This is a genomic window from Bacillota bacterium, assembly GCA_013178305.1.
GTDB lineage: Bacteria > Bacillota > Sulfobacillia > JABLXB01 > JABLXB01 > JABLXB01.
Map to the genome: position 1 here is coordinate 1 of JABLXB010000009.1, position 10,732 is coordinate 10,732.

11 protein-coding genes are annotated in these 10,732 nt (G+C 63.1%); 10 read left to right on the forward strand and 1 reads right to left on the reverse strand.

The genetic code is table 11. The annotated features are described in order from the left end of the window. Nucleotides 1–193: 193 nt before the first annotated feature. From HPY55_15320 to HPY55_15365, 10 genes are all read left to right on the forward strand, one after another. Nucleotides 194–400 carry a spore coat protein gene (locus tag HPY55_15320; GenBank protein NPV71975.1) on the forward strand — a complete coding sequence of 69 codons (207 nt, stop codon included), beginning with the start codon at nt 194–196 and terminating at the stop codon, nt 398–400. A gap of 15 nt (nt 401–415) precedes the next feature. Beyond that, complete coding sequence (locus HPY55_15325; protein NPV71976.1) at nt 416–949, forward strand: spore coat protein; 534 nt, start codon at nt 416–418, stop codon at nt 947–949. A 131-nt stretch (nt 950–1,080) separates the two neighbouring features. Then, on the forward strand, nt 1,081–3,057 hold the full coding sequence (locus tag HPY55_15330; protein NPV71977.1) for a sigma 54-interacting transcriptional regulator: 1,977 nt from the start codon (nt 1,081–1,083) through the stop codon (nt 3,055–3,057). A 204-nt stretch (nt 3,058–3,261) separates the two neighbouring features. Then, a complete protein-coding gene (locus HPY55_15335; GenBank protein ID NPV71978.1) occupies nt 3,262–4,143 on the forward strand; it encodes an oxaloacetate decarboxylase in 882 nt (293 codons plus the stop codon). Nucleotides 4,144–4,191: 48 nt separating this feature from the next. Then, a complete protein-coding gene (locus HPY55_15340) occupies nt 4,192–5,460 on the forward strand; it encodes a 3-isopropylmalate dehydratase large subunit (GenBank protein ID NPV71979.1) in 1,269 nt (422 codons plus the stop codon). 16 nt (nt 5,461–5,476) lie between these two features. Then, nucleotides 5,477–5,983, forward strand: coding sequence for a 3-isopropylmalate dehydratase small subunit (locus tag HPY55_15345; GenBank protein ID NPV71980.1), 507 nt, complete (start codon nt 5,477–5,479; stop codon nt 5,981–5,983). Continuing rightward, nucleotides 5,980–6,855 (forward strand): isocitrate lyase/PEP mutase family protein, encoded by an 876-nt coding sequence (locus tag HPY55_15350; protein ID NPV71981.1) that lies wholly within the window; start codon nt 5,980–5,982, stop codon nt 6,853–6,855. Before HPY55_15345 ends, HPY55_15350 begins: the two co-directional genes overlap by 4 nt. Further along, nucleotides 6,852–7,847: a hypothetical protein gene (locus HPY55_15355; protein ID NPV71982.1), complete on the forward strand. Its 996-nt coding sequence runs from the start codon at nt 6,852–6,854 to the stop codon at nt 7,845–7,847. The genes HPY55_15350 and HPY55_15355 overlap by 4 nt, the downstream gene beginning before the upstream one ends. Nucleotides 7,848–7,864: 17 nt before the next feature. Further along, on the forward strand, nt 7,865–8,848 hold the full coding sequence (locus tag HPY55_15360; protein ID NPV71983.1) for an ROK family protein: 984 nt from the start codon (nt 7,865–7,867) through the stop codon (nt 8,846–8,848). A gap of 56 nt (nt 8,849–8,904) precedes the next feature. After that, nucleotides 8,905–9,735, forward strand: a complete 831-nt coding sequence (locus HPY55_15365) for an HAD family hydrolase (protein ID NPV71984.1) — start codon at nt 8,905–8,907, stop codon at nt 9,733–9,735. Between the two features lies 1 nt (nt 9,736). Here HPY55_15365 and HPY55_15370 read toward each other — a convergent pair whose 3' ends face one another. Beyond that, nucleotides 9,737–10,711 carry an EamA family transporter gene (locus tag HPY55_15370; protein NPV71985.1) on the reverse strand — a complete coding sequence of 325 codons (975 nt, stop codon included), beginning with the start codon at nt 10,709–10,711 and terminating at the stop codon, nt 9,737–9,739. Nucleotides 10,712–10,732 lie beyond the last annotated feature (21 nt).

A 10,732-nucleotide genomic window follows, 5' to 3' on the forward strand; every position in this document is an offset into this window, starting at 1 on the left:
AGATGGGACTCGTGTCACTGCTCGATCATCTACACTATATCCAATGTGTTTCATGAACCGCCGGATGCGGAACCGCATGTCCGGTGGTGTGGGAGGACGGCGGGGGCAACTCCGCCTCCTACCCGATTAGAAACGGCCGGTTTGCCCAATAATACCCGGAGAAACCATACCAGGATCTCCGGGAGGTGAGTCGATGAATACCCGCCTGACGCAGAGGGAGATGCTGAACTGCCAGGATACCGTGTCCAGCATCATTAGCGGTGTGCAGAAGTTCAATGCCGTGGCCCAGGAGTGCAACGACCCCGAACTCAAGAGGGTCTGCCAGGATCTCCAGGCTGCCCACCAGCGTCACTACCAGACCATAATCAAGCACCTGGGCGGAGGACCCCAGGTTTCCTAGAAAGGGGGCAAGATCGTGTCGAGGCAAATGCCGGCAGACGACAAATCACTGTCGTGGGATGCGCTGATTCACCTGAAGTACCTGAACTCGACCTATCACACCTTCATTACAGAGGCGGCGACCGAGAACCTCAAGAGGGACCTGCTCGACCTTTACAGGGACGAGCAGAACAACCTGAGCAAGTTGTTCAACGTGATGCAGGCCCGCGGCTGGTACGAGAGTCCACAGCCCGCTGACGCGAATCAGATCAACCAGGCCAGGAAGCAGCTTGAGTCCGACGCCCAGAGGGTGTTCTCGGGCATCGGGTTCCAGCCGGGAGTGATGGGCGCCCAGACGGGTATCGGGACCCAGCCCGGCCAGTTCGGCGGGGTCGGCGCTGCGGGAGCCACCGGCGGCGTGGGAGGCACAACCGGTGGATTCGGCGGCGCGACTACCGGCGGCGGAGCCGGCGGCACCATCGGCGGGGGCATGACGGGAGGCGCCGGCGGTGGAGCAGGTGGCGGGGTGACGGGCGGTGTTAAAGGACCCCAGCCCGGGGGCATGAGGTAGCGGGCGGCTGTCCAGCAAGTACCGGCAGGGGCGCGCAACCATGCGCGCCTTTGCTGTGTTTCAGGAAGGTTTCGGGTGTTTCATAGTTGAAAGATAGTCGCAGACCACACCGCTGGACGGGAGTGACGGCTTTGAGATCCAGGATTGCGGTAATGGGATACAGCAGGGTGTCTCAGTTGTTCAGGTCCATGGCCCTTCCCGAGGAGCTTCGCCCGCTGGTCGAAGTCGATGTTTACGACGCCCTCCTCGATGAGGCGGCTGCGCTTGCCAGGGGTCTCGAGGAGCAGGGAGCGGCCGACGTCTTCATAAGCGGTAGCGCCAACGCGCACGTCATCCGCAAGGTGGTCCAGTCGCCCGTGGTGACGATAACCATCAGCGGGCTCGACCTGCTGCAGGGGATCAGGGAAGGCTCAAGGCTTGGCGGACTCGTGGCGGTCGTCTCATACAAGGAACCTATTGCGGGCCTCGCGGGGGTGCTGGACCTGGTCAAGGCGGAAGTCGTCGAGGTCGTCTACTCCAGTGTCACCGATCTGGAGCGGAAAATCGGCGATCTCAAGTCACTGGGCTGTCGCTCCGTCGTCGGGGCAAGCCTGGCCTGCGAGATCGCGGAAAAGACGGGCCTCGCCCCTGTCCTCGTTTACTCGCGAGAGAGCCTGGTCGACTCGATCCGCACGGCTCACGAGATAGCCCTCACGCGCAAGAAGGAGATCGAGAAAGCCGAGCGACTCAGGGCGATCTTGAACTTCGCATACGGCGGGATTATGGCCACCGACAGGGACGGAAGAATAACCCTGTTCAACAGGTCTGCGGAGAAGATCCTGGGTATCCCCTCGGGGAAGGTTCTCGGGCGCGTCGCCAGCGAGGTCATCGAGAACACCCGCATCATGGACGTCCTGGTTTCCGGCCGCCCCGAACTTAACCGCCTGCAGCAGGTCGGGGACGTCAAGATCATCACCAACCGCGTGCCCATCGAGGCCCGTGGCGAGATCATGGGCGTGGTGGCCACGTTCCAGGACGTGGCCAGCATTCAACGGGCGACGGACGAGGCCAGGCGCTTCTCGCACAGGAAGGGGTTCGTTGCGAAAACGACCCTGGCCGACGTCGTGTGCGAGAGCGACGTCATGAAGCGGGTAGTAAGCCGCGCCGAGAGGTACGCCTGTTCGGATCTGACGGTGCTCATAACCGGCGAGAGCGGAGTGGGCAAGGAAATGTTTGCCCAGGGAATACACAACGCCAGCAGGCGTAACACGGGACCGTTCGTCGCCATCAACTGCGCGGCGCTCCCCGAATCGCTGCTCGAGAGCGAGCTTTTCGGATACGAGGAGGGATCTTTCACCGGGGCCAGGAAAGGCGGCAAGGAGGGGCTTTTCGAGATCGCTCACAGGGGCACGATCTTCCTCGATGAGATCGGAGAACTCTCGCCTTCCCTGCAGGCGCGGCTGCTCCGCGTCATCCAGGAAAGAGAGGTCATGAGAGTCGGAGGGACCTATGTAGTACCCGTTGACGTGAGGATCGTTGCCTCGACCAACAGAGACCTCGCCGTCGACGTCGCCCGCGGGCGCTTCCGCCAGGACCTCTATTACAGGCTGAACGTCCTGAGGCTGAACATTCCTCCGCTCAGGGACAGGATCCAGGACGTCCCGGCGCTTGTATCGAGGTTCATCGAGCGCAGGAGCGGCGCGAACATGGAACTCACCAGTGGCCCTCACTTGACGGCGATCTCTAAGGTGTTGATGCGCTACCCCTGGCCTGGCAACGTCAGGGAGCTCGAGAATTGCCTCGACAGCCTGCTGGTTGTACTGGAGGACAAGGCCCTCACACCCGCGGAGCTTGCCGCAGTCGCCGAGCATCTCATATCCGAGAACGCCACCGCGAGCCCGTTAAGCGTCGCGGTCGACCCGGTAACCGCCGGCAAAGCCGCCAGTGAGGCGTCGGCCGCCCCCGCCCTATGGGGTCGCCGCGCGAACGGCTTGGCCGAAGCGGAAAGGCGCCTTGTCGAGGAGGCGCTCGAGAAAGCGGGGGGCAGGGTGGGCAAGGCGGCCGACCTTCTCGGGGTCAGCAGGACCACTCTGTGGCGGAAGATCAAGAGGTTGGCCACCACCGCGTAACGCTGCTGAAACCGTGTGTAACAGTCCGTGAAACGCAGTGCAACAACGCCGCGCAGGACCTCATTCCTAAAATCTCCCGCCGCTGCCTGGACGCAGGGTGACCGGAAGCCGTACGGCACACCTCTTGCATGGGCCAGGGCCGGAGAGCGCGACAGCGCGTGCGTGCTTCACCTACCAGTAACCGTCTTCCAAGGAGGGTCTCAATTGACCAAAGGTGGTCTACGGCCGACCACGCAGCTCAAGAAGCTGCTGTCGGGGGACCGGATCGTGGTTGCCCCCGGGGCGTTCAACGCATTCTCGGCCAAGGTGATAGAGAAGGCTAGATTCCCTGCGGTGTACCTCACGGGTTACGGGGCGTCTGCCGACATCCTGGGAGCACCGGACTTCGGGCTCCTTACGCTCACGGAGATGGCCGACCACGCCACGCGGATGGCCCAGGCGGTGAGCGTTCCTGTTGTAGCGGACGGCGATACGGGATACGGAAATGCAATCAACGTGCGCAGGACCATCGTGGAATTCGAGCGCGCGGGCGTGGCGGCCATCCAGCTCGAGGACCAGGTCAACCCCAAGCGGTGCGGTCACATGGAAGGCAAAGAGGTTATAGACACGGCCGAGATGGTGCAGAAACTGCGCGCCGCCGTTGATGCCAGGAAGGATCCCGACTTCATCATCATCGCTCGTACTGATGCGCGCGCCGTAAACGGGCTCGACGATGCCATCCGCAGGGCGAAGGTGTACCTGGACGCGGGCGCGGACGTGATATTCGTCGAGGCGCCGCAAAGCCGCGATGAGCTTGCGAGGGTGGCGCGTGAAGTCAAGGCGCCGCTCATGGCGAACATGATCGAGCACGGCAAGACCCCTCTGCTCACCACCAGAGAGCTCGAGGACCTCGGGTACAAGATGGCGATCTTCCCGCTTGCAACGCTTTACGCGGCCGCGAAGGCCGTCCAGGACTGCGTCGGTGAACTGAAGCGTACGGGCACGACCGAGGGCGCGATCCCCAACATGCTGCCGTTCCCCGAGTTCAACAACCTGGTTGGGCTTCCCGAGTTCAGGGAACTGGAAAGCAGGTACAGGAAGGGCTGACTACTACTAACACCCTTTGATGCGGAGGTGAGAAGAATGAGCGAACCCATGACGATTTCCGAGAAGATCATCGCGATTCACGCCGGCAAGGACAGCGTAAAGCCGGGTGACATCGTCGAGGTCGCTCCCGACGTGCTGATGGCCAATGACGTGACGGCTCCGCCCGCCATCGAGGAGATGGCGAAGATGGGGGCTGACAAGGTGTTCGACCCCGACAGGGTCGTGTTCGTCATGGACCACTTCACTCCAAACAAGGACATCAGGTCCGCGACGATGTGCCAAAAGGCGCGGGAGTTCGCGAAGAAGCAGGGCATCAGGAGGTTCTTCGACGGCGGTTACGGGATCGAGCACGTCGTGTTGCCCGAGCTCGGCATCGTGAGGCCGGGTGACCTGATCGTCGGCGCCGACTCACATACCACGACGTACGGGGGGCTAGGGGCGTTCTCGACCGGCGTCGGGCAGACCGACCTGGCCGGAGCCATGGCCCTTGGGAAGATCTGGCTCAAGGTCCCCGAGACGATCAGGTGCGTATTTAACGGCAATCTCCCGAAGTGGGTTGGGGGCAAGGACCTGGTCCTGGCCGTAATTGGCAGAATCGGTGTGGACGGGGCCCTCTACTGTGCGCTGGAGTTCGCCGGGGAAGCCATGAGGCAACTCGACATGGACGGGCGCTTTACCATGTGCAATATGGCGATCGAGGCCGGCGGCAAGGCGGGGATCGTGGAACCCGACGAGTCCACCGAGGAGTACGTAAAAGAAGCGCAGAGCGAGTACGCACGTCCCATGAAGTGGGGACCGGTGCGTGGCGACCCCGGCGCGCCCGCCTTCAAGATACTCGAGTTCCAGGTCGGCGACATGGAGCCGCAGGTGGCGGCGCCCCACATCCCCTCCAACGTGGTACCCGTCAGCAGGCTCAAGGACGTCAAGATCGACCAGGTGGTTATCGGTTCGTGCACCAACGGGAGACTGAACGACCTCAGGGTAGCCGCTGAGGTGCTCAAGGGTAAGAAAGTCGACCGCTGGGTGCGCGCGCTCGCGGTGCCGGGGAGCCAGCGCGTGTTCCTCCAGGCACTGAAAGAGGGCATTATCCAGACGCTCGCGGAGGCGGGTGTGGCGATATCCGCGCCCACGTGCGGGCCGTGCTTTGGAGGCCACACCGGCGCGATTACCGCGGGCGAAAGATGCGTTTCCACCACTAACCGCAACTTCGTGGGGCGGATGGGGCACGAGAAGAGCGAGCTATACCTCGCCAATCCCGCGGTCGCTGCCGCGTCCGCAATCCTGGGCCGCATAGCCCATCCGGGGGAGGTGTCATAGCATGGTCCATGACAGCATCAAGATCCGCGGCAAGGCGTGGAAGTTCGGCGATAACGTCGACACCGACCAGATACTCCCCGGTATCTACCTCAACATCGTCGAGCCACAGGAACTCGCGAAGCACTGCATGGAGGGGATCGATAAGGAGTTCGTCCGGAAAATGGCAAAGGGTGACGTGGTGATCGGTGGCACAAACTTCGGTTGTGGCAGTTCAAGGGAGCACGCCCCCATATCCCTCAAAGCCGTGGGGGTCTCGGCTGTGATCGCCGCGTCGTTCGCCCGGATATTCTTCCGGAACTGCATAAACATCGGCCTCCCGGTATTCGAGAGCCCGGAAGCCGCAAAGGCAATCGAGCAGGGCCACGAGGTTGAGGCCGATATGGCGTCGGGCGAGGTCAAAGACCTGACGACAGGCAAGGCGTACAAGGCCGCGGGCTTCCCGCCACTGGTACAGGGCATCATCCGCGCAGGCGGGCTTGTGGAATACGCCAAGCAGCAGCTCAAGGCGCGGCAAGAGGGATGAAGGTGGAGAAGTCGACGGCGCGTTTAAGGAAGCTCCTCAAGAGGCCGGGGATCGTTGTAGCCCCCGGGGCGTACGATTCGCTGTCGGCGAAGCTCATCGAACAGGCGGGGTTCGAGGCCATCTACATGACCGGCTTCGGCGCCTCAGCCTCCGTGCTCGGGGCGCCCGACTTCGGCCTTCTGACGATGGAGGAAATGGTCAGGCACGCGTCGCGCATGGCGGCCGCGGTCGGAATACCCGTTATAGCCGACGCGGACAACGGCTACGGCAACCCCATCAACGTATACAGGACGATCAAAGAATACGAACGGGCGGGCGTGGCTGGATGCCACCTGGAGGACCAGTCGCTTCCCAAGCGATGCGGGCACATGGATGGCAAGCAGGTTATCCCCGCAGCTCAGTTCATCGACAAAATCAAGGCCGCTACGGATTCGCGGCAGGACCCGGACTTTGTGATCATAGCGAGGACGGATGCGAGGACCGTAATCGGTTTCGAGGAAGCGCTCGATCGCGCGTCGGCCTACGCCGAAGCCGGCGTAGACATGATATTCCTCGAGTCGCCGCTGAGTGTATACGAGCTCGAGACCGCCGCCAGGACCATAAAGGCCCCCCTGATAGCCAACATGGCCGAGGGCGGGAAGACCCCTATGCTGCCCGTCGCGGAACTCGAGCGCATGGGCTACAAGCTGGTTATATTCCCGATAGGGCTCCTGCTCACGGCTACAAAGGCCATGCAGAGGGCACTCGAGTTCCTCCGGGAGACGGGGACCTACGCCGGGGCCTTGGGTGACATGCTTGGATTCAAGGAGTTCACTAATCTGATGTCACGCCGTCCGACTGGTTCGACGCGAGGTTTCAGTGCCGCCCTGTGACGTTCGTGGCCACGTTGCTGATGGCCTATGGCTTGCTCAACTACCTCCTGGAACAACTGGTGGCTATGGGCCAAGCCATATCCGGCCTCACGGCGGGGGTCATCCCGTATACCTGGGGAGTTGTCTTCCTGGTGCTGGTTATGTTGGTGTATGAGTGGCTTGGCGGTATGAAGGCCGTGGCTCTGGCCGATGTCATCAACGGTTTCGTGCTACTGGGCGGCATATTCGGGTTCCTCATCCTGGCGTGGGTGAACTTCGGTTCCCTCCCTGCGGCTACTGCGGAACTCGCCGCCAAGGCACCGGCCAAGGTAGCGGTGCCGCCGGTGACCACGTCCATCAACTGGTTGAGCATGCTCATCCTGATCATGGTCGGCGCGGCGGTGTATCCGCATGCCATCCAGCGCATTTACGCCGCCGAGAGCGAGCGCACGCTCAAGAAGTCGCTCATGAGGATGGCCTGGATGCCGTTCGTGACCACCGGCGTCGTGTTCATAATAGGTATCATCGGGACTAAGGCGTTCCCGGGCCTCAACAAGATGCAGTCGGAGCAGCTCGTCGGCCTCATGGCCAACGCCATCGCTGCAAAATCCACGTTCAACTACTGGGCAATGATGGTCATGTTCTTCGGCATCGTGGCGGCGATCATGTCGACCACCGACTCGGTGATACTGTCGTTGTCGTCGCTGATATCCAACGACGTATACGGCAAGGCGATCAACCCGAAGGCGAGCGAGCAACAGAAGGTCGTCTGGGGGAAGATCGCGGGAATAGTGCTGGTGTGCGTCCTGATGTTCGTCGCCTGGAACCCGCGCTGGACACTGCTCGAGATCTTCACACTGAAGTTCGAAGTGCTGATACAGGTGGCGCCGGCGTTCCTGCTGGGCCTGTACTGGAAGGGCCTCACAAAGAACAGCGCGCTGACCGGCATGATCGTGTGGCCGCACGCCGGCCCGGGTTTTGGGGGGAAGATAGGGCCCGGGACTACTAATTGAGGATGGGGGTGTGCGCTGTGAGGGTACTGACCGCCGGCGTGGATATCGGCGGGTCGCATGTTTCGGCAGGCATTGTCGACCCCCGGGGGTGGAACATCGTTTCGCGCTGGTACGCCCCGCTCGGAGAGGCGCGCGGACCCGGAGACGTGGCCGCCGCCGTCGCGAAGGTCCTCAGCGGGTGTCTGGGCGATTTCCGTGATAGCGCAAGTGCGGTCGGAGCCTTTCAACTCTCGGGAGTAGGCATAGGCGTACCCGCACTCATCCGGTGGCCAGGGTGCAGGGTTACAGTGGCCCCGAACCTCGGCTGGCGGGACGTTGACATACAACCCATTCTGGTTTCCGCGATTACCGCTGCGCGACTTCCGGTGAGCGCGGAGCGGGTGCTCATCGAGAACGACGCCAACCTCGCGGCGCTCGGCGAATGGAGCGCGGGGGCCGCCCGCGGTGCGAAGGTGGCAGTGTGCATTACCCTCGGTACAGGTATTGGCGGTGGCATCGTCGTGGACGGGAAGGTATTCCGAGGCGCTTACGGCCTGGCGGGGGAGATAGGCCACCTCAAGGTGGCGCCCAGCGGCGGGTCTCGCGGTGAACCTTGCGGTTGTGGAGGGAAGGGCTGTCTCGAGGCCGTTTCGTCCGGCTCCGCGATAGTGAGACGGGCTATCGAGGCAGGTGTCCCGGGCATACAGCGGGAGGCGGGCGCGAAGCAGGTGTTCGATGCTGCCCGGAAGGGGAACGCGGAGGCGGCGAGAATCATCCGCGAAGCGGGCCAGTACCTCGGTATCGGGCTCGCCCATGTAGCGTGCGTCCTGGACCCGGATGTCATCGTGCTCGGTGGAGCGATGGCCGCCGCGTGGGATGCAATCGTCGAACCCGCGATACGGGAGATGAAGACTCTACTGCCTGTTGACGCGGGGGTCCGGGTGGAGAGTGCCGCCCTGGGACCCGACGCTGGTATAATCGGCGGGGCGGCGCTGTGTTTCGCCCCGGCGGATTTGTGCTAGCTCCAGGGACTGGACGACGCCGAACGATTTTGTGTTTGTGGAGGAGGGGGCCGTGAATGCCACTCGTGGTTTTCGGTGGGATTTCCACGGATGTCGACGCGGTGTTGTTCGACAAGGATGGGACGCTGTTCGATGCGGTCGCCCTGTGGAAGGAGCTCGGGCGTGAGCGGCTGCGGCTGATCGCCCTCTCGGGCGCCGCGCCCGGCGCCGTATCCTTGGCGGCTAAAGCGATGGGGTTTGAACCGGAAACAGGGGTTGCGGACAGGTCCGGGCCGCTCGCACTGGCGACCTGGCGCGACGAGGCCATCGCAGTCGCAACAGGCCTCTACCTGGCGGGATTCCCGTGGACAAGGGCGCGCCGCATCGCGGTCGAGGCCTACGAGCGGGCCGAGAGGGAGATAGACATCTCGCGCGTTACCGCTTTGCTCCCCGGGGTCGCCGGTTCCCTGCGCTCACTGGCGAATGCCGGGGTCGTCACCGCCGTGGTCACCACCGATAGCCGCGAGAGGTCACAGCGCATGCTGGAGTGCGCCGGCATACGGGATCTCGTGAAGGCGATAGTGGGTTCGGAAGACTTCTCGCGATCAAAACCCGATCCGGAACCCCTGCTCAAGGCGTGTACCATCCTCGGCGTTTCACCCGAGCGGTGCGCCTACGTGGGGGATTCACCCAGCGACATGATCGCGGCGGCGAATGCCGGCATGTGTGTGCGCGCGGCGGTCCTCACGGGGACTGGAGACGCGGGCTCGCTTGCCCCGCTTTCCAGCGTGGTACTTGAGTCGGTTGCCGGCATACGGCCGGCCACAGACACTCGGCCTGCGACAGGCACACGGAGGACCACCACCGCACGACCGGCTGCCACTACACGGCCGGCCGCCGGCGGGTGATCTATCGCGCGGGACTATCCAGCGCTGGCTCGGCGCGCTGCCTTTCGGTGGACACTAGGACTATGGCCACGAGTACGGCCGTCATCCCGGCCACCTGTGGGGGGGCGAGGGGCTCTCCAAGGAATACGAACCCGAGCAGGGCGGCGGAGACAGGCTCGATCATCGCCATTATCGAGGCATGGCTGGTGTGGATCGATCGGAGGCTCGAAAGGAAGAAGTAGAACGCCAGTGTCCCAGGACCCATGGCGAACAGCGCCATCGCCACCCGCGCCGGCGCGCTGGCCGGCACCGTCATCGGGGTCCCGCTAAGCCGGCCGACGGCGAATAGCGCCCAACCCCCCGCGCACATCGCCCACGCGTTGGCGGTGAGCGGGTGGTACTTCGATACGAGCTTCTTGGACATCAGGGACTGGACCGCGTAAAAAAATCCGGACGCCAGACCCACCACGAATGCGACCGTCGAACCGCTCCCGATGGCGGGTGGGTCATAGAGGCCGAGTATCAGCACCAGTCCTGCAGCCGAGATCGACAACGCCCCGGCCTTCCTCAGGGTGATAGGCTCACCGAACACCACGCGCGAGATCAGGGTGACGAAGAGCGGCGCGGTGTAGTTCAGTATCACCGCTATGGCCAGACTCGTGTGAGTCACTGCGTAGATGAACGTGTACTGAGTGAGCACCACGCTGAACACGCCCGTCATCACGACGAACGGGATGTCACGGCGCTCGACGCTCAGCATCCGGCGGTTGAATAGGAGGAAGAACAGGAGCAAGCCGTGTGAGGAGATCGCCGTACGCCAGAGGACGATGGACAGTGCGTCCATCCCGGAGCCCTGGAGGAAACGCACGAACAGCCCGGTAGTACCCCAGACCGAACCCGCCAGGAACGCTGATGCGTAACCGGTGAACCCACCGCCCTTGAGAAGCCCGGGCGCCCTCGATTCGACTGCTCTCTCAATATCCAAGGAATCGTCCAAGGAATCAACTCCCGCCGAGTG

Bases quoted from the DNA above. Each gene is read 5' to 3' on its own strand.
- HPY55_15340 (NPV71979.1), top strand. From the start codon at position 4,192: ATGACGATTTCCGAGAAGATCATCGCGATTCACGCCGGCAAGGACAGC.
- HPY55_15320 (NPV71975.1), top strand. From the start codon at position 194: ATGAATACCCGCCTGACGCAGAGGGAGATGCTGAACTGCCAGGATACC.
- HPY55_15350 (NPV71981.1), top strand. From the start codon at position 5,980: ATGAAGGTGGAGAAGTCGACGGCGCGTTTAAGGAAGCTCCTCAAGAGG.
- HPY55_15365 (NPV71984.1), top strand. From the start codon at position 8,905: ATGCCACTCGTGGTTTTCGGTGGGATTTCCACGGATGTCGACGCGGTG.